Consider the following 22,543-nt stretch of genomic DNA (forward strand, 5'->3'; position numbering starts at 1 on the left):
ATAAGTCAACTCGTCCAAGAAGGCAAAGAACGCCTTCGTGGTCGATTTGCCTTATGCCACACGCCTCTGAGCAAAGCCCTTCCGCTTTTCTTCCCACAGGCTGGCCGAGGAGGCTCACGAGCTACCCGCGGAAAGCGAAGTCTTACACGGAAATCATTAGCGGCATTAAAAGTCTATACTGAAATTGTTCGTGTTTATATAGTGGTTTTTTAGTTTCGTCCCAGCCTCTTTTGTACTTTATAAGAAATCTTCAGGTCACCATAGACTTACAAAACTTTTAATGATAAACCTGCCTTTGAGATAATAAAGGTGGGTCTTTCATTATATTTGGATGAAAGAAGAATGTTACAATGATAAATATTTGAATATTCTGGTGAGGGAGCTTTATTAATGGATGCTATAAATCTAACTAGCCGTGCAAGGGATAAAAAGGTTGATGATGGCGCTGTTTATACTCAGCCGGTAAGTAAAGAGGATATTGAAGAAAAGCAGAGAAGCCATTGGATAAGTATATAAAATGTTTTATAGCAACCAAGGCAGTAAAATTAAGTTACACGAGTAGCACAAGGCATAGTTAAGTTGAAATGATATGAAGGTGAAATGATGAAAGCAGGATGGGAACGTTCAAATGAGTACATTATGCCTGACATGTATACAATCCAGAACATGCTGAACCCTTTTTTAAAAGGGAAGCGTATCGATCAGGTTCAACGATTGAGCGGTGGATTAAATAATTCCAATATAAAAATTATTACAAACACAAATGAGATTTTTGTTTTGCGCATTTATCCCAAGGAAAATAAAAGCATGAAAATTGAAAGTGAAATTGCCAAACTCTTAGAGGGACGAGTGCCAGTGCCTAAGGTTCTTTACTCTGATTCTAGCTGCTCTGTTTTTAATTACCCGTTCTTACTAATGAACTGGGTTCGTGGAGAGCAGCTTTCTGAAATGATGGATAGGAAGAATGAAAAGATAATATGGCGTGCTGCAACTGCAGCCGGAGCAGCTTTAGCTGAGGTTCATAAAATGAAATTTCACGATTCAGGTTTCTTTGATGGTCAGTTGAACATAAAAGAGCATGTTAAAATCAATGCAAACACTTTCATCGCGTTTATAGAAGAAATTCTTAAAAAAGGCTATGTCATCAAACATATAGGGGGAAAGTTATGCAGCAGCGTTTTGAACTTTTCCAAAGAGCATGCTTTTCTTTTGGACGATCCGGGAGAGCAAAATTCCTTAGTACATAGTGATTTTAATCCTTTGAATATCTTAGTTGAAGAAGAAGACAGCAGTATAAGAATTTCTGCCATTTTAGATTGGGAATACGCTTTTAGTGGTTCCCCATTAATCGATATTGGGAACATGCTGCGATATGAGGGTGTAACTTCCATAGGAATGTTAAAGCCCTTTATATTAAGTTATCGAGAGAATGGAGGGGTCTTGCTCCATGAATGGCTACAGAGAGCCAAGTTGTTGGACCTGATTGCGTTATTGGATTTGTTAAACAAGGAGGAATGCGGGGAAGTAAGAGTGAAGGATATAACGAGGTTAATCAGTCATACGATGGATGAATGGGAGAGGTATGCGGCTGTTCAAATGGCGTTGAATTGAATAATTGCATATGATTAAAGAGTCAGAAACGCTCAGAAAACTGAGCGTTTTTTATGGGTAAGCTGGTCTTATCGTCTTTTAATCAAAATACTTAACTGCTTGACCCCCTTGTCCACACCGCCGATTTATCCTGCAGGTCAATTAGTACGTTCCATGCTAAAGAGAAGACTTCGGACAGCTTGTCTGGACTTATCCACCGGAGGGTATCATCTGTTGTATGCAGTAAGTCAGAGACACCGCTGCAGCTGAATGGGATGCTCGGAACCCCGTTTGAGAAAAAAGTATAATGATTGCTTTCATACCAAGGGTTCGTCCAGTGGACAGCCGGAAAGTCGTTTTTTATTGTTTTCACGCGGGTCTCGAGTTCATCGGAGCCAGACATAAGGGTGATGTTATTTGTACCCAGTGATTGGCCAATGCCATCAAAATTCAGTGCTGCCAGCGCGTTATGCAGGTCTTCTTTATACTCCTTTAAGTAAATTTCATCACCAGCTCCGAGGTATTCTTCAGAACTGAATGCAATGAATTCGAACCCCGTTTTCCAGTTTTTTCGTTTGGCAATCTCTTCTGCGAGCGTTAGCATGATGGATACTCCAGAAGCATTGTCAAAGGCACCATTCGTATTGAAAACGGTGTCGTAGTGGGCAGCCAATATGATTTTCTCTTTCACTTTGCCAGGTATTCTACCGATGATGTTCCTTGTTGCACCGGGGCTTTTTTTACTCTTTATCACAAGCTTAGCGGTCTGACACTCTTTAATGAATAGTCCTGTTTCCGGGCTGACAGTGACAGAAGGAATGGAAAAGTCCCAATCGCTTATAAGCGGGAGTCGTTTTCCATTTTGCATCTGGACGGTGATGATGGCGGATGGATTCTTTGATTCCAGTAATCCGATCGCTTTTTTATGGTGTTCCGGGTTATAGATGGTAAATCCTTTTGGAACATAGTTTTCCTTTGATAATTCTCCGTACAATAAAGCAATCTTCCCCTGTAAATCGGATGCGGATTCAAGCTCGTCCAGCGTGCAAAATGAGACCAGTTCGCCAGCTGTCTCACAAGGAATGGAAAACGTGTTAGCCGTTACATCCAGCCGTTCATTGTTTATTTCCAGAAAAGCTTCTGCTAATTCCCAGACGGGAACCTCGAATTCCTGGTCTTCCACTTCTGCCCCTATGTCGCTTAAAATCTTTTTAATATAATCGGCTGCTGCTGAGTTTCCGGCAGTACCCACCGGCCTGCACCCGATTTCATGCGACAGCATCGACAAATGCTCCATCAATCTATCCTGTAAAATACTCATTCATCCATCCCCCATGTATGTATTCAAGGCCCGTCCCTCACTGCGGTAAAGCAACGAGGGACGGGCCTTATTAGTTTACCATATATATCCTTTAAGTGGATTGTGATCATTCCAAATTTCTACATGTGTATCCGGGAGCTGCATATAAAAATACAGATAGTACTATTCGCCTGATTTCCCTACTTAATATCGGAATCCCTTTATTTTCTTCATTTTTTCACTCTTATTTTCCTCAAAAAACTTTCGACACGTTTCAGCAGGTTCTTCGAATGTAACCCTTATCATTTTCCTTAATATTACAATGCAACCGTTTTCTTTGTTGACGGTGTAGGATTATGTCGTAATAGAGCGATGTTTTTAAAAAGGGTTTTCTCATAAGTGGCAGAAAGTAGTTAATAGATTGAAAAATGTAGGTGAAGTGATGAACGCAATGATGTTATCTGATTATGATGTTTTTTTATTTCATGAGGGAAGTTTACAGCAAGCGTATCAGTTTATGGGTTCTCATGTGAGAAAAGATCCCCTTGGGACCTATACAGAATTTTGCGTTTGGGCACCGAATGCGAGAAGTGTGTCACTGGTTGGGTCATTCAATGAGTGGAATGGTAACGGTTATGAACTCGAAAAGTGGAACCGGGAAGGCCTGTGGGTAATCCGGGTTGAACGTGATTTGACGGGTGAAACGTATAAATATGAAATGACGGCTTTATCCGGAGAGAAGAAGCTTAAAGCGGATCCGTATGGATTTGCTTCAGAGAAGCGGCCACAGACAGCAAGCATCGTATATGAACTGGAAGGCTTCACATGGAGTGATGAAGAGTGGCTGGAGAAGAGAACCGGTTCTACGGTATATGATCAGCCAATGTTCATTTACGAGGTTCACTTAGGGACGTGGAAAAAGGAGAAAGGGAAGTTTCTTTCTTATAGGGAGCTTGCTCAGGATTTGATTCCATATGTGAAAGAGCATGGTTTCACCCATATTGAGCTGCTGCCGATCACAGAGCATCCTTTTGACCGTTCCTGGGGTTATCAGAGCACTGGGTATTATTCACCGACAAGCAGATATGGCGAACCTCATGACTTGATGTCTTTCGTTAATGAATGCCACAGAAATGATATAGGAGTCATTCTGGACTGGGTTCCGGGACATTTCTGTAAAGATGCACATGGCTTGTATCAGTTTGATGGTTCTTTTGCCTATGAGTACCAGGAGGAACGTGACCGTGAGAACTATACGTGGGGGACGGCCAATTTTGATCTGAGTAAAGGCGAAGTAAGGAGTTTTCTGATCTCCAATGCCCGTTTCTGGATGGAAGTTTACCATATTGACGGCTTTCGGATTGATGCGGTGGCAAATATCATTTACTGGGCCAATCAGGGCCAGCAGTCACCGAACCAGGAAGCAATCGAATTTTTGAAAAAGCTGAATGGAGCTGTATTTGAATATGATTCATCCATTCTGATGATTGCAGAGGATTCGACGGACTGGCCGCAGGTGACATCTCCGGTTCATTATGGGGGGCTTGGCTTTAATTATAAATGGAATATGGGATGGATGAATGATGTGCTCGATTATATGGAGACACCTCATTCAGAACGAAAAGATGTTCATTCCCTTATGACGTTCTCCCTTCTTTATGCGTTTTCAGAGAATTATGTTCTCCCTTTCTCACATGATGAGGTTGTGCATGGGAAGAAGTCGTTATTGAATAAAATGCCGGGTGATTACTGGCAGAAATTCGCGCAGTACCGCCTGCTTCTGGGGTTTATGGCGGCTCACCCCGGGAAGAAGCTTCTGTTTATGGGAAGCGAACTGGCTCCGTTTTCAGAGTGGAAGGATCTTGAGGAGCTGGATTGGCATTTAACGAGTTACGATTTTCATCACAAATTCAATTCATATTTCAAGGATTTGCTGCATTTATATAAAAGTGCTGAAGCTTTATATGAGTTAGATCACCAATCCCAGGGCTTTGAATGGATCGATGTGAATAATTCAGATCAGCAGATTTTTTCTTTTATAAGAAAAGGCAAGAAGAAGAACGATCATCTTGTGGTGATCTGCAATTTCAGTCCAGTTGTCTATCACAGGTATAAGGTCGGCGTACCTTTTGCCGGTTCCTATAGAGAGATATGGAATAGTGATGATGAGAAATATGGAGGCTCCCATCAGGTTAACCCTTTTCCGATTCCCGTTCAGCATCAAAGCTATCATGGGAAGGACGGATTTGTGGAAATGACGATACCTCCATATGCGGCAGTTTATTTAAAACCAGAATACGGAAGGGGAGAATAGAATGGCAAAGGGAAGATGTGTGGCCATGTTATTAGCAGGCGGTAAGGGGAGTCGTTTAAGCTCACTCACGAAAAACTTAGCGAAGCCTGCAGTTCCATTCGGAGGGAAATACCGGATCATTGATTTTACGTTGAGCAACTGCACCAATTCCGGGATTGACACGGTCGGAGTGCTGACACAGTACCAGCCGCTGGTGCTGAACTCTTATATCGGGATCGGGAGTGCATGGGACCTGGACCGCAAGAATGGCGGTGTGACGGTGCTTCCTCCGTATGCAGAATCATCCGAGATGCGCTGGTATACAGGGACTGCAAGTGCCATCTATCAAAATATGAATTACCTTGAACAGTATGATCCTGAATACGTCTTGATCTTGTCAGGCGATCATATCTACAAGATGGATTATAGTAAAATGCTTGACTACCATATCGAGAAGAAAGCCGACGTGTCCATCTCGGTCATTCAAGTGGATTGGGCAGAGGCCAGCCGTTTCGGTTTGATGAATACAAATGAAGAAATGAGAATTACTGAATTTGAAGAAAAGCCGGCATATCCGAAGAGCAATCTAGCCTCCATGGGGATCTATATCTTTAATTGGTCGGTCTTAAAGGATTTTCTGGAGATGGATGAACGAAATCCTCATTCCAGTCATGATTTCGGAAAAGATGTCATTCCACTGCTGCTTGATGAAAAGAAGAAGCTGATGGCGTATCCGTTCAAGGGCTACTGGAAGGATGTAGGCACGGTTAAAAGCTTATGGGAAGCGAATATGGATCTTATTGATGAGAGTAACGAATTAAATCTGTTTGACCATGACTGGAGGGTATATTCGGTCAATCCGAATGAGCCGCCGCAATATATTTCAGCGGATGCATTCGTTGAAGGATCACTTGTCAATGAAGGCTGTACGATTGAAGGCACAATCAGTAAGTCGGTGTTATTCCAGGGAACGACGGTGAAAAAGGGAGCTCACGTTACTCGATCGGTGATCATGCCGGATGCGGTGATCGGGGAGAATGCCTATATTGAACAGGCAATTGTACCGTCTAATGTCAAAGTGCCTAATGGAGTTTGCATCATGCCGGAAGAGGGGTCTGAGGAAGTGATTCTGGTAACGGAAGCATTCATCGAAACATTGCTAGAGCAAGAAGAAGTGTAGGAATCTCTAAAGTACAACTTAAGAGGAGGAATTGTAGTGAAAAATTCATTGCTTGGAGTTATTGATGCCACTAGTTATTATAAATCTTTAGAGGATTTGCTCTTACATCGATCCTTGGCTGCTCTTCCGATTGGTGGAAGATACCGTTTGATTGATTTTGTTCTTTCCAATATGGTGAATTCTGATATAGGCTCGGTTGCGATTTTCCCTAAGTTCCAGTATCGCTCGTTAATGGATCACCTTGGTTCCGGGAAAAACTGGGATTTGAACCGCAAACGAGACGGGTTGTTCTTCTTTCCTGCTCCGGGGCTGGATGCGGTCGATGAGGGGGTTGGGTCGTTCAATCATTTTGCTCACCACCTTGATTACTTTTACCGCAGCCGTCAGGAATATGCGCTGATCAGCAATTGCTACACGGTATGTAATATCAATTATCGTCCCGTCCTTGAAAGGCATGCGGCGATCGGGTGCGATATCACGGAGATCCGCCATAAAGGAAAGTCACTCGAAATGTATCTTGTGAAGACGTCGCTGTTAATAGAGCTGATTGAAAGCCGGAAAGAGACTGGTTATACGTGCATGCAGGACGTGGTCGAAGACATGGACAGCGGTTATAAAGTATGCGGATATGAGCATATCGGATTTGTGGAAACCGTTGATTGTATTGAGAAGTATTTTGAAACAAGCATGAAGCTCTTAGATGTTTCTTCCTGGAAAGAATTGTTCAAGAAAGAGACGCCGATTTACACGAAAGTGAAGGATGAGCCGCCTGCGCGTTATACTTCAGGAGCAAGCGTCAAAAACAGCATCATAGCCAATGGCTGCTATATCGAGGGGAAAGTACGCAATTCAACGATGTTCAGGGCGGTGAAGGTAGGGAAGAATTCAATCATTTCAAACAGTATCATTATGCAAAAGAGTCAAATTGGGGATAACTGTGTACTAGAGAATGTCATCCTGGATAAAGATGTGAGAATCGAGGACGGAGTAAAGCTTATAGGAGATCCCGATAATCCCATTGTCATTCGTAAAGGGATGATTCAAGGAGCGCTGATGAATTCGTGAAAGTCTTGTTTACTGTTTCTGAATGTGTGCCTTTTGTTAAATCAGGAGGCTTGGCGGACGTTGCCGGAGCCCTCCCGAAAGAGCTGAGAAGCTTGGGGACGGATATCAGGGTTATTCTCCCGAAGTATGGGGGGATCCCACAGGAATACCGCCGGAGAATGAAAAAGAAGAAAGAGTTTTTTGTCTCCGTCGGATGGAGGAATCAATATTGCGGGATTGAAGAGATCCAATACGATGGAGTTACATATTACTTTGTTGATAATGAGTATTATTTCAATCGTGACCGCATGTACGGTTATTTCGATGATGGCGAGCGCTTTTCATTTTTTACCAGAGCTGTATTGGATGCAATCGAGGCACTTGATTTTTATCCTGATGTCATTCATTGTCATGATTGGCACACCGCAATGGTACCGTTCTTATTAAGGACAGAATATCAGGATAAGCCGGGTTATGCGTTTATCCGGAGTGTCTTTACCATCCATAATCTTCAGTTTCAAGGGATTTTCCCAAAGTCAGTCATGACGGATTTACTTGGGGTGCCCGAGCGGTATTTTCACCCGGAGTATCTTGAGTTTTATGATAATATCAATTTCTTGAAGGGTGCATTGATTTCATCGGACTACATCACGACCGTCAGTCCGACGTACAAGGAGGAAATCTTGACTCCTTATTACGGGGAAAAGCTCCATGGGATTTTAAGGCAGCGCTATGGTCAGCTGCAAGGCATTCTGAATGGAATCGATGATGAAGTGTACAATCCGGAGGAAGGCCACTTTCCTTACAGGAGCGGGAACCTTGAAGGCAAAGTCATAACGAAGCTTGAGCTTCAGGAGAAGCTGAACCTTGAGGTGAATGAGGATATCCCGGTTGTATCGATCATATCCCGTTTAACTGTTCAAAAGGGGCTCGAATTGGTGAAGGCTGTGTTCCATGAGATGCTCCAGGAGAACGTTCAATTTGTTTTACTCGGGACGGGGGATTGGGAATTTGAACAATTTTTCCGCGAAATGGAAGGGCATTATCCTGACAAGGTAAGAGTGACGATCGGGTTTAATGAAGAAATGGCGAAAGAAATTTACACAGCCTCTGACCTCTTCCTGATGCCATCGAAATTTGAACCATGCGGACTCGGCCAGTTGATTGCTTTACGATACGGTGCGCTGCCGCTTGTAAGGGAAACAGGCGGACTGAATGATACCGTGCAATCGTATAACGAAGAACTGAAGTCAGGGAACGGCTTCTCCTTCAAAAACTTTAATGCGCATGACATGCTTTATACGTATAGAAGAGCGCTGGGTACTTACCACAATGAAAAGGAAACATGGAAGCATATCGTACAAACTGCCATGAATAAAGATTATAGTTGGGCTCAATCGGCCTTTAAATACAACCAATTATATGCTGACCTTGTATCGAGGAGTGAAAGCCATGTTTTCTGATCACAACGAATTTAAAGAGATGTTTCTTAAAAAGCTTGAAATGATGTACGGCAAGACATTTCCTGAGTCCACTTCTCAGGATCAGTTTTTCGCCCTGGGCCATTTAATCCGGGAGTACATCAGCATGAATTGGATTCATACGAATGAGCAGTATCGTTTTAATAAAAAGAAGCAGGTGTATTATTTATCGATTGAATTTCTGTTGGGAAGGCTCTTGAGGCAGAATCTGATGAACCTGGGGATATATGAGGTGGTCGATCAGGGTCTGAAGGATCTGGGGATCGATCTTGCAGATATTGAAGAAATTGAGCATGATGCGGGGTTAGGGAATGGAGGACTTGGGCGCCTGGCAGCCTGTTTCCTGGATTCTTTAGCCTCTCTTAATTTGCCAGGACATGGTTATGGAATCCGATATAAACACGGTTTGTTTGAACAAAAAATCGTCAACGGCTTTCAAATGGAGCTTCCTGAACAGTGGCTCCGCCATGGTCACGTATGGGAAGTCAGAAAGTCGGATTTAACGGTTGAGGTCCCTTTTTGGGGGAAGGTCGAGTCATATACGAAAAATGATGTGCTGAAGTTTCGCCACGTGGATGCTGAACTCGTTTCTGCGGTTCCTTATGATATGCCGGTCGTCGGACACGAAACCTCGACGGTCAATACCCTGCGTCTTTGGAGCGCAGAGCCCGCAGCATACAAAGCCGGAAAAGACCTGATGAAATACAAGCGGGAAACAGAAGCAATCACTGAATTCCTGTACCCGGATGACACCCATGATGAAGGGAAGATCCTTCGTTTGAAGCAGCAGTATTTTCTCGTTTCAGCCAGTATCCGTTCGATAATAGATTCATATATTTACAGATACGGAGACTTGAGGGATCTGCATGAATATGTCTCGATCCACATCAATGACACTCACCCTGTGCTCGCCATCCCGGAACTTATGAGGGTGCTCGTGGATGAATACGAGTTTGACTGGGAAGAGGCCTGGACCATTACCACGAAGACCTTCGCCTATACCAATCATACGACGCTTTCGGAAGCACTTGAGAAATGGCCGGTACGCATTTTTCAGCCGCTGCTTCCCCGCATCTTTATGATTGTCAACGAGATCAATGAGCGCTTTTGCCGGGAACTATGGAAGGAATACCCTGGTGAATGGAAAAGGATCGAGGATATGGCAATCATTTCCCATGGAGAGGTGAAGATGGCTCATTTGGCCATTGTCGGCAGCTTCAGCGTCAACGGTGTGGCAAAGATTCATACAGAAATCCTGAAGCAAAGGGAAATGAACTTATTTTACCGATATTATCCAGATAAATTCAACAGTAAAACCAATGGAATCACGCACAGAAGGTGGCTGCTCGGCAGCAACCCTTCTTTATCGAACCTGATCACCACGGCGATAGGGAATGAATGGATTCATCAGCCGGAAATGCTTAAGAACCTCGAGAAGTATAAGAGTGATACTTCCTTCATCGAGGATCTTTATAAAGTGAAGCAGAAGAATAAAGAGCGCTTGGCCCGCCGTATTCTCGAAAGTAACGGGATGAAGGTCGATCCGGAATCAATCTTTGATATCCAGGTAAAGAGGCTTCACGCATATAAACGGCAGCTGCTGAATGTGCTTCATATCCTGCATCTTTATAACCGTTGTCACGAGGATCCGCATTTTGACTTCCATCCCCGGACATTCATTTTTGGGGCCAAAGCTTCACCGGGTTATTTCTATGCAAAGAAAATCATCAAGCTCATTCATGCGGTAGCGGACCTTGTAAACGATGACCCTGTCGTGAAAGATCGGATAAAGGTCGTCTTTTTGGAAAATTACCGGGTATCTCTGGCTGAAGAAATCATCCCGGCCGCTGATTTGTCGCAGCAGATTTCTACCGCAAGCAAGGAAGCATCCGGTACAGGAAACATGAAATTCATGATGAACGGTGCACTTACATTAGGGACCCTCGATGGTGCAAATATCGAGATCCTTGAGCAGGTCGGGGAAGACAACATCTTTATCTTCGGATTGACGGCGGAGGAAGTCATGAACTATCAGCAGCAGGGGGGATATTACGCGATGGAATATTACCATCACGATCCCCGTATCAAGAAGGTGCTGAACCAGCTTATAGATGACACGCTGCCCGGTGCGGATGATCACTTTGAGACGATTAATGATTCGCTTTTGGGTGAGAACGACCAGTTCTTTGTCTTGCGGGATTTTGATTCCTATTTACGGATTCAGGAAGAAGCAGGAAAAGCTTACGGGAAGAGGGAAGATTGGTCGAGAAAGTGCCTGTACAATATCGCAAATTCCGGCTATTTTTCGAGTGACCGGACGATAGAGGAGTATTCGAGGGAGATATGGAAGATCGGGCAAGGGAGTTTGATGAGGTAAAGAAAGGAATTTTAAGGACAATGTATTTTACAGGCAATAAACTTGTAGGTTTATTCTAACGATGTAATGGTCCCGTTTTGAAAACGCAATCAGGAAAACTATTCTGTCAGATAAATAGTTTATACTATTCCGGGCAGTGTGAGTTTTGAATAGATAGACTGTGTTGGTCCATGAATTTCATATGGTATGATTTTAATAATGAATAGTAGCGCGTCCTCCTTTTATGGAGGACTTTTTTCTTTTTAAAAAGGAGTGTACGTTTTGGATATATTAATTACCGTGTTTTTCATTCTAAGTGTTACGTTTCCAGTGCTTCATTTATATCATTGCCTGCCGATCTTCAGGGAGGCAGACGAAAGGTCTAAACGGAATCCTGCAATAAAAAAATGGATGATCGAGCATGGCCATGAAGATGAACAAGGATTGAGTATATTAATACCGTGTTATAACGAGACAGGGATTATTGAAACATCGGTTCAGAGCATGACGTCCTTACCTTATTCTGAACTGGAGGTCATCTATATCAATGACGGTTCAACAGATGGGACAATGGGCTATCTGGGCAGATTGCTGGAGTTGGAACCTTGCTCAATGACTCCAGACGGCAATCTGACACACGAAGAAGTGAAAGGGACATACAGGTCTCGACTCTACCCCCGCTTCTATGTCGTCGATAAGGTGAACGGAGGAAAAGCAGACGCTTTAAATGCTGGTATCGAGTACTCGCAACGTGATATCACGATCACATTGGATGCGGATACGATTTTGGAGAATAGCGCATTAAACGCAGTTAATGACACATTTAAAGACGAACAAGTTATTGCTGCGGGCGGAATGGTTCATGTACTTCAAACAAAGTTGAATGATTCTTCCAAACGCTTGTCGCTTAAATATGCAAATATGTTGTTGCGGGTACAGGTTTTAGACTTTTTGAAAGCATTCTATATTTCAAAGTTATCCCTGGTTCGATTTAAAGCATTGGCGGTCATTTCCGGAGCTTTTGGCATTTTTAGAAAGCAGGCCCTTCTCGATGTGGGAGGTTACCGGAACACGATCGGTGAAGACATAGATATCACCTTGCGCATCCATAGATTGATCGCAAATAACAAAAATTCACGGATTCGCTTTATTTCAGAGGCAGTTGGTTATACCGAATTGCCTGAGACATGGAGAGATCTGACTAAGCAGCGTTTGCGCTGGCAGAAGGCGTACATAGACTGTGTCATTCATTTCAGTTCCTTCTTCGGAAAAACCTTATTTTCCAAGACCGTATCCTTTTTTTACATCTTTGAAGCGTTTCTCGTGGGGACGGTTGCTTCTTACATCATGACAGGGATAGTTATCTTCAATATGATTCACGACCCGCAGAATACGTATTTGAACTACCTGTTCTTTTATATGTTTTGGATTTTCGTTTTCGGTGTGGTTTACGATCTGGTAGCGATCCGTCAAGCAAAGCGTTATGGGTTTACATTCTCGCTAAAAGATGGTTTTCGATTGGTTGGAGCCATTCTTTTTGATATATTCATCTATCGATTTGTCACGATGTATTTTGTCATGTATGGAAGTATTTCGTTTTTCTTCAATAAAAAGTGGAACAAAGTTTCAAGGACAGGCAGAAAGTATAACCAAGAAGGAACGAAACCTGCAGCATAGGCTGGAACCCACAGTGAAAAAAGTATGGAGGAGGGAAGAGAATGGGTAAAAAATTTCTGCTGATCACGTTGACCTCTTTAACGGTTTTCATTCTGGGGTTAATAAGTCTTACTTTCCAGTTTGTGACTTCAACAGGAGCAAGCATGAACGAGGATTTTGAACAAAACGGAAAATACGAAGAGCGCAAGGACGATATCAGTTTGACCGATGGTGATCCCATTTCCATCCTTTTGATGGGGGTGGACTCCCGTCCGGGTGAAGAGAGCGGGAGAGCCGATACGATGGTACTGATGACAATCAATCCTCAATCCGAATCGATCCATATGGTCAGCATACCCAGGGATACGCACATAAGGATTAATGGAGGATTAGACAAAATAAACAGTTCCTATCAAGTCGGCGGACCCGGGATGACCATTAATTCTGTCGAAACCCTCCTGGATGTACCTGTTGATTATTTCATAGAGGTAAATATGAAAGGATTTGAAGGGATTGTCAATGCATATGGGGGAGTGGAAGTGAACAATGACTTGGAGTTCACGGATAAACATGTACACTTTCCGAAAGGCGAGATTAAACTGGATGGCAAAGAAGCATTGATTTATGCCCGCATGAGAAAGAAGGATCCAAGGGGTGACTTTGGGCGTCAGAAACGTCAGCGTCAAGTTATTGAAGCCTTGATGCAGAAGGGGGAGAGCATTGCTTCGGTCACGAAGTTCCGAGATATTATCAATGTTCTTCAGCATAACGTTAAAACGAATATGAACCCAATCGAAATGTGGAATATTCAAGCCAATTATAAGAGTGCACGCGAAACCATTGAGGCACACAAGATAGAAGGTAAAGATAAAACATTTAAAGGTACTTATTATTACATGCCTGATAAAAAGAATCTCGACAATATCTCACTCACTCTGAAAAAACATTTAGAGCTGGTGCCAAATGGGCCAGATGCCGAACAAAATCGTTCAAGCAATAAAGAAAATGTTGAGAAACAGAATGCGGATAAGTTACCTCAAAATGAAACCAGCCAGTCAAAAGACGAGCAAGGGTCTGTCAAAAAAGATTCCGGGAAGGAAAGCTCTTCTGAAGCAACTAATAATGGTCCTGATGAAGAAGAGACAGATAAAAATTCCAACGAAACCGGCGATCAGCCCAATGTAAAAAGAGTCATCAATAAAGACTGGACGCCTGTCCCTACCAATCAAACAAATCATACCAAGGTGACGTTCGATGAAGGTTCCCTGGATTGGGAAGAAATGACCGCAGCAATAGCGAAGGGCGCTGACTTATCGCCCAACGATATGATTCTTTGGTGGGTGGAAGGACAAGGAATGAATTCTGTTATAGCTACTGTAACGAATAAAGCTCAGACAGATAATTTCAGGGTTCATGTCGAATGGATTGAAGGCAGAGGATACGCACCCTTTAAGGTGGAGGAACTGTATGAAAACGATCAAAAGCATCAATGATATAAAAGTTAACTTTGCTTGCTCTGTGAATAAAAAAAATTACTTTTCACAAGAACAAATAAATAGGAGAAGTTACTAATGAATAACATGGATTGGCTTGTAGTGATTATCGTTGTGTTAATGATAATGAGCCTAGGATTATTGATACTATTAAGGAAAAGAACGAAAAAGTATGAAAAACGAATAGCAGAGATTGAAAGAGAAGCTGTACTGAGCCTGAGCCAGGTTGATAATAATCTTAAATACGATAAAGAATAAGGGTAAAAGGATTTGGACAAGTAGCGGCGCTGGCCAGTTCCTTACAATAAAATCCCAAGGCTAATTTGACTTAGCCTTGGGATTTTATTTCATTTAGTCATTTTTCTTTTTAGAAACATAACCGTCCCCATCTTTATACGGAATATCGCCAATAGGGGACTCCAGGTCATTATCATCTAACATTTCTTCGTAGTCTTCGTGTTTCTTCGACGGATACGTTTTACGGTTAGAGCCGTCGATATCCGTTCCAACGAAGCTTTCGTAATCCTCTGCGAATCCTTCAGAGGAATCTTCTCCTTGATACAGTTCGGAATAATCTTCGTACTCGCCTTCAAAATCGGATGGTGTTTCAGACGTTCCGTAGCGGGCCACCTCCTGGAAGCTGTCTTGGTCATCCTGGACGTTCCCGTCTGTACGATGCTTGAATTCATTATCGATCGGCGGCTGCAGTACGTCTTCTTCTACCGGGCGGTCTCCTGCTTTGGACTGCTCCGGAGAATGATCTTTACAATAAAGTGTTGTCGGAATCACTTCAAGACGCTCATAAGGAATTTCTGATCCGCACTCTTTACACTTGCCGTAAGTGCCTTCTTCCATCGCTTTTAATGCCTGATTGATCTTGTTTAACTCGATTTTTGAATGATCATCAATTGCGAAATCTTTTTCGCGTTCATATAGCTCTGTACCCATGTCCGCAGGATGGTTGTCATAAAGAGACAGCTCTCCTGAATTATCTCGTTCGTTTGTATGATGAAGACTGTCAAGATCTCGTTTCAAATGCTCGTTTAATTGTGCTTGTTGTTGCAGCAGTTCTTTCTTCAGTGTCTCTTGCTGACTATTTGTAAGCAATCTTCTCACATCCTTCATTTTGACGTCCGGTTTCGAAAACCGAACCACTTTTTTTATGGTCTAATCATACTTTATCCGAAAGTCGTCTGATTAAAACATAAAAAAGAGCATACTTGGAGGAAGAGCGTCCTTTTTGTGAAGGATGGCTTTTAACAATTGTAGAAGGATTTATAAGATTTTACAGGATATATCCCGCTATGTAAAAAGCGTTCTGAGAATGGCAGTGGTTTTTAGGGGAGGGTAGCAGTGAATGATAGGAGATGCGCATTTCTTTTGGAGTTTTTATGCGGGGACAAGTAAAAATGAGGGGAATGATGATATTTTTCATAAGATTTAGCTGAATAAAGAAGGTGTGTATGCTTTCATTATAGGTAAATGAAAAGTTATGATCCTGTATGGAGATTTAGGATCTTTTTTTCAAAAATATGATCCTGTATGGAGATTTATGATCCGTTTCAGAAATATATGATCTTATTTCCAATTTTATGATCTTATGATAATGATTCTAAACTAAATTATACAAGCTTTCTATCATCTCTGCTATTGCCGTCTTTAGTCCCCGATTTTCATTTTTAAACAGCATCTCGTAATCTACCCTCCATTTCATAACATCAAATAAAAAAACCGGACATCAACGGTCCGGTTTTCAATCTGACAACTACCTTGATTAAATGAAATACGCAAGCAACAATCCGATCGACAGCAAAAACCCAAAAATTGTGTTGGTCTGAGCAGTTGCTTTCATCGCCGGCATCATTTCAATCGGCTGTGATTTTCCAATAAAGCCTTTTGTAGCTTTTACTGCTTTTGGAATACTAAGATAAGAAACGAAAATCCAAGGAGACACGTCTCCAAACAATACTAATCCAGCGACCCATGCGTACGTTACGAAGAACATACTGCCGAGAAGTACGATGGCTCCTTTTTTACCAAGTAAAATGGCGACGGTTTTGCGACCATTTTCTTTGTCTCCATCCAGGTCGCGGATATTGTTAGCCAGTAATATCAGCCCTACCAATATCGAGACCGGAACGGAAACCAGAATGCTCTCAGCAGTGATTGTCTCCGTTTGGATATAGAAAGAGATCAGGATGATGATCAATCCCATAAACAATCCAGCGACGATTTCACCTAACGGAGTGTAGGCAATCGGCATCGGTCCCCCGGTATAAAAGTATCCGGCTGCCATGCAGAGTATGCCTATCACCGCAAGCCACCATGTGCTGTTTGCGACGATATAGAAACCTAATACCAGGGCGATTCCATAAAAAGAAAAAGCGATGTTCATGACCGTTGAAGGCTTCACACCATTCCGGACAATGGCGCCGCCGATACCTACTGAGTGTTCCGTATCGAGACCGCGTTTATAGTCGTAGTATTCATTAAACATATTCGTTGCGGCCTGGATAAACAAAGAGGCCGCAAGCATCGCTAAAAATAGCGGAAATTGAATGTCTGTATATTGAAGAGCAAGTACCGTCCCAAGCAGTACCGGAACGAATGCAGCTGTCAGGGTATGCGGTCTTGTGAGCTGCCACCAGATCTTCCACCCTTTATCTGCTTCTATTGGATTTGTCATTTGATGTGCCATTCATCTCTCTCCCTTACCTTCAAGGAATTTTTCTGAAAACATTACAATTCCTTTACAGATTAAAGTGTAGGTAATGGAGGGAGGAGTGTCAATCTTTTTTTCTGGACAGGGCTTTCCTATATATACCTTTGGCTCTGTAAACGCCGCTGTTGATTTCCGTGCAAGACTTCGCTTTCCGCGGGTGACCTGTGAGCCTCCTCGTCGCTGTGCTCCTGTGGGAAGAAAAGCGGAGGCGGCTCGCTCAGCCCCGACAAGCATAAGTTGAATGGGCCGGGAAGGCGTGCTTTGCCTTCTTGGTCCATTTAGCTTATGACCTCGAGGGGCTAGCCGCCGGAGCTGGACATGTCTCACATTGGCCACTTCTCCCGCAGGAGTCTTCGTCTTGCACTCCAATCAACAGCTGGAACTACCGCAAACTTTAATATAGCTATAACCTTAACAAAATGAACTTCTATCCTGCAAAAAAGTTGGGGTTTTCCATTATTTGATCACTTTTACAACCCTTTAGGTTTCTCAAATACGTAAAAAGGGTTTATTATATATAATAAGGATAAAATTGTTTTATTGTCATTCACCACGTTGACACAACTTATACTGAGGTGTATCTTATAATAAGTTTTGAATCATGTACGTGATTGTTTGGGGGAATTCGGGTTGGTTACCATCCATAAAACCAATATTGAAAAAGCATATGATACAGCCATGGAAAAGGCTAAAAAATATCAACACCCCGTCCTTTTCAGCATCGTTGAGAAAATAGATTCTGTCGATCCGCTATCTTTTTATAATGAAGGAATTTCTTTATTTAAAGGAACTCGTTTTTTATGGAAGGACCGGGATCATACGATTACAATTGCAGGACTGGGATCCACAAAGACGATTTCTACGGAAGATGACAGGGATCAGTTCTTTGCAGTTGAAAAAGAGTGGAAGCGCTTTATCAACGAAGGGGTCATTCTTTCTCCTGAGAACTGGATTGGTACGGGACCGCTATTATTTGGAGGCTTCCGATTTGATCCGCTTAATAAAAGAAGCCTGGAGTGGAATGACTTCGAGAATGGTACTCTTCAGGTTCCATCCTTCATGCTGACCAAATCCAAGGAAGCGGATTATCTGACTTTGAACATGCTATGCGGGCCGGAACATGACGAAGAATCTTTAAATGAGATGATTTTCTTAAAAGATGAAATCATTAGGAAGGCAAAATTCCCTTCCGTTCCTGAAGAAGCTTCTGTGATCAATATAGAGGATTACAAACCGCAAGAGTGGAAAAATTCCGTCCAGAATGTCGTCGATGAACTGAAGGATGGTGAAATGGAGAAAGTTGTCCTTGCGCGTAAATGCAAGGTATCCTTTGAGGCTCCCATCACTTCTGACTTTGTACTGGACAACCTTTGGAAGCAGCAGCCTGACAGCTTTATATTCAGCTTTGAACAGAATAAGAGCTGCTTTATCGGCGCTACCCCGGAACGTCTTGTCAAAAAGACCGGCGAAGAAGTGCTGTCTACTTGCTTAGCCGGTTCGATTGCGAGGGGGAGCTCGCTCGATGAGGATGAGAAGTTTGGAGAAGAGCTTCTGAACGATGAGAAGAATCGATATGAGCATCATTTGGTTGTCGAGAACATTCACCAGGCTCTTGAACCATTCTGCAATGAACTTTCAATGCCGGCAAAGCCGGGATTAATGAAAATGAAAGATATTCAGCATTTATATACGCCTGTGGTGGGCCGGGCTGCTGCGCAGACTTCTCTCCTCAATATGATTGAGAAACTGCATCCTACACCTGCTTTGGGAGGCGTACCGAGGGATAGGGCACTTCATGTCATCCGCCAGGAAGAAAAAATGGACAGAGGGTTATATGCGGGCCCAGTGGGTTGGATGGATGCTTACGGGAATGGGGAATTTGCAGTAGCCATACGTTCAGGCCTTCTTCATGAAGATGAATCGTATCTTTATGCCGGGTGCGGAATTGTAGCAGACTCGGATCCCGAAAGTGAATTCTTAGAAACCCAAATGAAATTTCGATCAATGTTGAGAGCATTAGGGGGAAACATCCATGGATGAACATCAACAAAGATTAACAAGTTATTTAGCTGCATTTATCGATGAATTAGTAGGAAATGGAGTAGACGAGGTCGTCATCAGCCCTGGATCTCGTTCTACTCCTTTGGCGTTATTGTTTACACATCACCCGGGTGTGAAAACCTATATCAACGTCGATGAACGTTCAGCTGCATTCTTCGGACTTGGAATCGCAAAGGCTAAGAAGAAGCCTGTTGCGATTCTTTGTACGTCTGGAACGGCAGCGGCCAATTATTACCCGGCTGTCATCGAAGCTCGTTACGCAAAGGTTCCGCTTATTGTGCTGACAGCAGACCGGCCCCATGAGCTGAGGGAAGTCGGTGCTCCGCAGGCAATCAATCAGCTCGATCTATACGGCAGGCACGTAAAGTGGAGTGTCGATATGGCACTGCCTGAATCTTCTCCTGGTATTTTACAGTATGCAAAAGCCTCTGCCGCAAGGGGGGCTGGCCTGTCACTTTCAGCTCCAGCCGGACCGGTTCATTTTAATTTTCCAATAAGGGAACCGTTAATTCCTTCTTTAGATGAAGAACTTTTTTCTAACACCCGCAGTGAGAAAAGAGTAGTCGGGGGAGTGCGCGGCCTATCTTCAGAAATGCGGGATAATCTGATCAGTGTATTAAGGGAAAAACAAAAAGGGCTGATCATTTGCGGTCCGGGACTGGATCCAGCAGCAATCAATTCGATTATGGATTTTGCCGAACATCATGGACTCCCGATCTTCGCAGATCCTCTCTCCCAGCTAAGGAGCGGAGACCACTCTAAAGTGAATGTTATCGAAGCCTATGATGCGTTCTTGAAAATCGAAGAAGTCAAGAAAGTCTTCCGGCCGGAGTTGATCATTCGCTTTGGAGCTATGCCTGTATCTAAACCTCTGACCCTTTTCCTTAAAGGGCTGTCTGATGTTCCGTATTGGGTTGTCAGCGGCGGCGAGGAATGGCAGGATCCGATCGCGAAAGCAACCGACTTTATTTATTGCGATGAAAAATTGTTCTGTATGGACCTGAAGACAGGTTCTGCAAATAAGGAATCCGGATGGCTGCAGCAGTGGAAATCAATAAATGATATCGCGAGAAACATCCTTCAGACAGGCGACCAGCCATGGAATGAAGGGAAAGCTGTCAAACAGCTGATCGAACAGCTGCCGGACGGAGCTTCGATTTTTGCAAGCAATTCAATGCCGATACGAGATATCGATACATTTTTCTTCAATAGAGAGGGCGGCGTTTCTGTGCATGCCAATCGTGGAGCCAATGGTATAGATGGAGTCGTTTCGACGGCACTCGGCATGAGCACTGGAAATACTCCGATGTATCTGTTAATCGGTGATCTTGCATTTTTCCATGATCTGAACGGTCTTCTTGTCGCAAAGAAATATGGGCTGGATATAAATATTGTTGTGATGAATAACAACGGGGGAGGGATTTTCTCATTCCTTCCACAGGCAAGTGACGGGACCTACTTCGAGGAATTATTCGGGACGCCGATGGATCTTGACTTTTCTTCAGCTGCAGCCTTTTACGGTGCACATTACTCGCTGGTGAGAGAAGAGAGCGAGTTTAGTGACGCTCTTAAAAATGCTGAGCAGCATGAAGGTATCAAGATTATTGAAGTTCTGACAAACCGTGAAGAAAATGTAGCAAATCATCGTAAATTGTGGAATTTTGTTTCCCAGGAAATAGCCGGGAAGTTGAAGGGGAATGCTTTATGATTCTCCGGGTGAATGAGATCGATTATTTTGTAGATGTTAAGGGAGAAGGATTCCCGCTGGTATTTCTTCATGGGTTTACGGGAGATAACCGTACATGGGAGGATATCACAGAACATCTCAAGGATAGGTTTCGATGCATTTCAATTGATATCATTGGCCATGGGAGAAGTGATTCCCCCTCCGATGCTTCCCGTTATTCTATGGACTCAGTTTGCTGCGATATCCGGAGCCTTTTGAGTCAGCTGAACGTTAGAAAAGCTGCTATTATCGGTTATTCAATGGGAGGGAGGCTGGCTCTTCACTTTTCTAATCTCTACCCTGAATATGTCAGTACTCTTATACTGGAGAGTGCTTCTCCCGGATTGAAAACGGAAGAGGAACAGAAAGAGAGACGGGAGAGAGATCATTCTCTAGCTGATTGGATCATGGAAGAAGGAATGGAGTCTTTCGTGAATTTATGGGAGGAGATCCCCTTGTTTTCCACTCAGAAAAAAATGCCGAAAGAGGTTCAAGAGTCAATCCGGAGGCAGCGCCTTCAGCAATCTCCTGTCGGACTTTCGAACAGCCTGAAGGGAATGGGGACGGGGGCTCAGCCTTCCTGGTGGGGAGCGTTACATGACCTCTCCTTTCCAGTGATTTTGCTGATCGGGGAACTCGATCATAAGTTTGCTGCAATTGCTGAAGAAATGGAGAAACTTCTTCCCATAGTTGAAATTTTTACTTTTTTCGACACCGGGCATGCAATTCATGTGGAAGAACCTCGAAAGTTTGTTACAATAATAGAGGATGTTTTATTCAAGTACATAAAGGAGGATGTCTAACATGGCTTTTGAATGGGTTTCAGAAAGAAACTACGAAGATATTTTATATGAAACATATAATGGTATTGCCAAAATCACCATTAACCGTCCTGAAGTGCGCAATGCATTTCGTCCTAAAACCGTAATGGAGTTAATCGATGCATTTGCTTATGCTCGTGACGATTCTAAGGTAGGGGTTATCGTCTTGACTGGTGCTGGTGAAAAAGCATTTTGTTCCGGAGGAGACCAAAGTGTTCGCGGACATGGAGGTTACGTAGGAGAAGATGAAATTCCACGCTTGAATGTATTGGACTTACAGCGTTTGATCCGTGTCATCCCCAAACCGGTCATCGCGATGGTTGCCGGTTATGCAATCGGAGGAGGCCACGTGCTTCATGTCGTATGTGATATCACGATCGCGGCAGACAATGCTGTCTTCGGCCAAACGGGGCCTAAAGTGGGAAGCTTTGACGCCGGTTACGGAGCAGGCTATCTTGCACGCATCATCGGACATAAGAAAGCGAAAGAAATCTGGTACCTGTGCCGTCAATACAATGCCGAGGAAGCTCTTGAAATGGGTCTTGTAAATACGGTCGTACCTTACGAGAAACTTGAAGAGGAAACAGTACAATGGGCTTCTGAAATGCTTGAGAAGAGCCCGACTGCACTTCGTTTCCTGAAAGCTGCATTCAATGCGGATACAGACGGTTTAGCCGGACTGCAGCAGCTTGCAGGAGATGCTACACTTCTTTATTACACAACTGAAGAAGCAAAAGAGGGTCGAGACGCGTTTAAAGAAAAGCGCAAACCTGACTTCGGACAATTCCCTCGTTTCCCTTAATAGAGGGCAGCCTGATGG

At 43.4% G+C, this 22,543-nt stretch carries 17 protein-coding genes; 14 read left to right on the forward strand and 3 right to left on the reverse strand.

The window, feature by feature from the left end; genetic code table 11:
* The first annotated feature begins 390 nt into the window (after positions 1-390).
* The gene (locus AAEO50_RS16575) at positions 391-516 is read left to right on the forward strand and encodes a hypothetical protein (RefSeq protein ID WP_341985421.1); all 126 of its coding nucleotides are present in this window, start codon (positions 391-393) and stop codon (positions 514-516) included.
* An 87-nt stretch (positions 517-603) separates the two neighbouring features.
* On the forward strand, positions 604-1,611 hold the full coding sequence (locus AAEO50_RS16580; RefSeq protein WP_341985422.1) for an aminoglycoside phosphotransferase family protein: 1,008 nt from the start codon (positions 604-606) through the stop codon (positions 1,609-1,611).
* Between the two features lie 91 nt (positions 1,612-1,702).
* On the opposite strand, the gene AAEO50_RS16585 is transcribed toward AAEO50_RS16580, so the two are convergent.
* The gene (locus tag AAEO50_RS16585) at positions 1,703-2,911 is read right to left on the reverse strand and encodes a DUF4910 domain-containing protein (RefSeq protein ID WP_341985423.1); all 1,209 of its coding nucleotides are present in this window, start codon (positions 2,909-2,911) and stop codon (positions 1,703-1,705) included.
* Positions 2,912-3,332: 421 nt separating this feature from the next.
* Between AAEO50_RS16585 and glgB the strand changes: the two genes are divergently transcribed.
* The 8 genes from glgB to AAEO50_RS16625 all read left to right on the forward strand — a co-directional run bounded on the left by glgB (position 3,333) and on the right by AAEO50_RS16625 (position 14,651).
* Positions 3,333-5,204 carry a 1,4-alpha-glucan branching enzyme gene (glgB, locus tag AAEO50_RS16590; protein WP_341985460.1) on the forward strand — a complete coding sequence of 624 codons (1,872 nt, stop codon included), beginning with the start codon at positions 3,333-3,335 and terminating at the stop codon, positions 5,202-5,204.
* A 1-nt stretch (position 5,205) separates the two neighbouring features.
* Positions 5,206-6,363: a glucose-1-phosphate adenylyltransferase gene (locus tag AAEO50_RS16595; RefSeq protein WP_341985424.1), complete on the forward strand. Its 1,158-nt coding sequence runs from the start codon at positions 5,206-5,208 to the stop codon at positions 6,361-6,363.
* A 36-nt stretch (positions 6,364-6,399) separates the two neighbouring features.
* Entirely contained in the window at positions 6,400-7,428 is a 1,029-nt protein-coding gene (locus AAEO50_RS16600; RefSeq protein WP_341985425.1) for a glucose-1-phosphate adenylyltransferase, read from the forward strand.
* Positions 7,425-8,870, forward strand: coding sequence for a glycogen synthase GlgA (gene glgA / locus AAEO50_RS16605; RefSeq protein ID WP_341985426.1), 1,446 nt, complete (start codon positions 7,425-7,427; stop codon positions 8,868-8,870). Before AAEO50_RS16600 ends, glgA begins: the two co-directional genes overlap by 4 nt.
* Complete coding sequence (locus AAEO50_RS16610; RefSeq protein WP_341985427.1) at positions 8,860-11,265, forward strand: glycogen/starch/alpha-glucan phosphorylase; 2,406 nt, start codon at positions 8,860-8,862, stop codon at positions 11,263-11,265. The genes glgA and AAEO50_RS16610 overlap by 11 nt, the downstream gene beginning before the upstream one ends.
* Positions 11,266-11,526: 261 nt before the next feature.
* Positions 11,527-12,921 (forward strand): glycosyltransferase, encoded by a 1,395-nt coding sequence (locus tag AAEO50_RS16615; protein WP_341985428.1) that lies wholly within the window; start codon positions 11,527-11,529, stop codon positions 12,919-12,921.
* A 41-nt stretch (positions 12,922-12,962) separates the two neighbouring features.
* Positions 12,963-14,393, forward strand: a complete 1,431-nt coding sequence (locus tag AAEO50_RS16620; protein ID WP_341985429.1) for a DUF1510 family protein — start codon at positions 12,963-12,965, stop codon at positions 14,391-14,393.
* Positions 14,394-14,471: 78 nt separating this feature from the next.
* Positions 14,472-14,651, forward strand: a complete 180-nt coding sequence (locus AAEO50_RS16625; RefSeq protein WP_341985430.1) for an LPXTG cell wall anchor domain-containing protein — start codon at positions 14,472-14,474, stop codon at positions 14,649-14,651.
* Between the two features lie 93 nt (positions 14,652-14,744).
* Here AAEO50_RS16625 and AAEO50_RS16630 read toward each other — a convergent pair whose 3' ends face one another.
* Positions 14,745-15,500, reverse strand: a complete 756-nt coding sequence (locus tag AAEO50_RS16630) for a TraR/DksA C4-type zinc finger protein (protein WP_341985431.1) — start codon at positions 15,498-15,500, stop codon at positions 14,745-14,747.
* 667 nt (positions 15,501-16,167) lie between these two features.
* A complete protein-coding gene (locus tag AAEO50_RS16635) occupies positions 16,168-17,091 on the reverse strand; it encodes a 1,4-dihydroxy-2-naphthoate polyprenyltransferase (RefSeq protein WP_341985432.1) in 924 nt (307 codons plus the stop codon).
* Positions 17,092-17,709: 618 nt separating this feature from the next.
* Here AAEO50_RS16635 and AAEO50_RS16640 point away from each other — a divergent pair.
* From AAEO50_RS16640 to menB, 4 genes are read left to right on the forward strand one after another with little or no spacing between them, the layout of a single operon-like run.
* Complete coding sequence (locus tag AAEO50_RS16640; protein ID WP_341985433.1) at positions 17,710-19,155, forward strand: isochorismate synthase; 1,446 nt, start codon at positions 17,710-17,712, stop codon at positions 19,153-19,155.
* Positions 19,148-20,884, forward strand: coding sequence for a 2-succinyl-5-enolpyruvyl-6-hydroxy-3-cyclohexene-1-carboxylic-acid synthase (gene menD, locus AAEO50_RS16645; RefSeq protein WP_341985434.1), 1,737 nt, complete (start codon positions 19,148-19,150; stop codon positions 20,882-20,884). Before AAEO50_RS16640 ends, menD begins: the two co-directional genes overlap by 8 nt.
* Positions 20,881-21,705 (forward strand): 2-succinyl-6-hydroxy-2,4-cyclohexadiene-1-carboxylate synthase, encoded by an 825-nt coding sequence (menH, locus tag AAEO50_RS16650; RefSeq protein ID WP_341985435.1) that lies wholly within the window; start codon positions 20,881-20,883, stop codon positions 21,703-21,705. Before menD ends, menH begins: the two co-directional genes overlap by 4 nt.
* A gap of 1 nt (position 21,706) precedes the next feature.
* Positions 21,707-22,525: a 1,4-dihydroxy-2-naphthoyl-CoA synthase gene (menB, locus tag AAEO50_RS16655; RefSeq protein ID WP_341985436.1), complete on the forward strand. Its 819-nt coding sequence runs from the start codon at positions 21,707-21,709 to the stop codon at positions 22,523-22,525.
* The last annotated feature ends 18 nt before the right edge of the window (positions 22,526-22,543 follow it).

The sequence above is a fragment of the Rossellomorea oryzaecorticis genome (genome assembly GCF_038405515.1).
Taxonomy (GTDB): Bacteria; Bacillota; Bacilli; order Bacillales; family Bacillaceae_B; genus Rossellomorea; species Rossellomorea oryzaecorticis_A.

Bases quoted from the DNA above. Each gene is read 5' to 3' on its own strand.
- menH (WP_341985435.1), top strand. From the start codon at position 20,881: ATGATTCTCCGGGTGAATGAGATCGATTATTTTGTAGATGTTAAGGGA.
- AAEO50_RS16585 (WP_341985423.1), bottom strand. From the start codon at position 2,911: ATGAGTATTTTACAGGATAGATTGATGGAGCATTTGTCGATGCTGTCG.
- glgB (WP_341985460.1), top strand. From the start codon at position 3,333: ATGAACGCAATGATGTTATCTGATTATGATGTTTTTTTATTTCATGAG.
- AAEO50_RS16575 (WP_341985421.1), top strand. From the start codon at position 391: ATGGATGCTATAAATCTAACTAGCCGTGCAAGGGATAAAAAGGTTGAT.
- AAEO50_RS16635 (WP_341985432.1), bottom strand. From the start codon at position 17,091: ATGGCACATCAAATGACAAATCCAATAGAAGCAGATAAAGGGTGGAAG.
- AAEO50_RS16580 (WP_341985422.1), top strand. From the start codon at position 604: ATGAAAGCAGGATGGGAACGTTCAAATGAGTACATTATGCCTGACATG.
- AAEO50_RS16595 (WP_341985424.1), top strand. From the start codon at position 5,206: ATGGCAAAGGGAAGATGTGTGGCCATGTTATTAGCAGGCGGTAAGGGG.
- menD (WP_341985434.1), top strand. From the start codon at position 19,148: ATGGATGAACATCAACAAAGATTAACAAGTTATTTAGCTGCATTTATC.
- AAEO50_RS16620 (WP_341985429.1), top strand. From the start codon at position 12,963: ATGGGTAAAAAATTTCTGCTGATCACGTTGACCTCTTTAACGGTTTTC.
- menB (WP_341985436.1), top strand. From the start codon at position 21,707: ATGGCTTTTGAATGGGTTTCAGAAAGAAACTACGAAGATATTTTATAT.
- AAEO50_RS16610 (WP_341985427.1), top strand. From the start codon at position 8,860: ATGTTTTCTGATCACAACGAATTTAAAGAGATGTTTCTTAAAAAGCTT.
- AAEO50_RS16625 (WP_341985430.1), top strand. From the start codon at position 14,472: ATGAATAACATGGATTGGCTTGTAGTGATTATCGTTGTGTTAATGATA.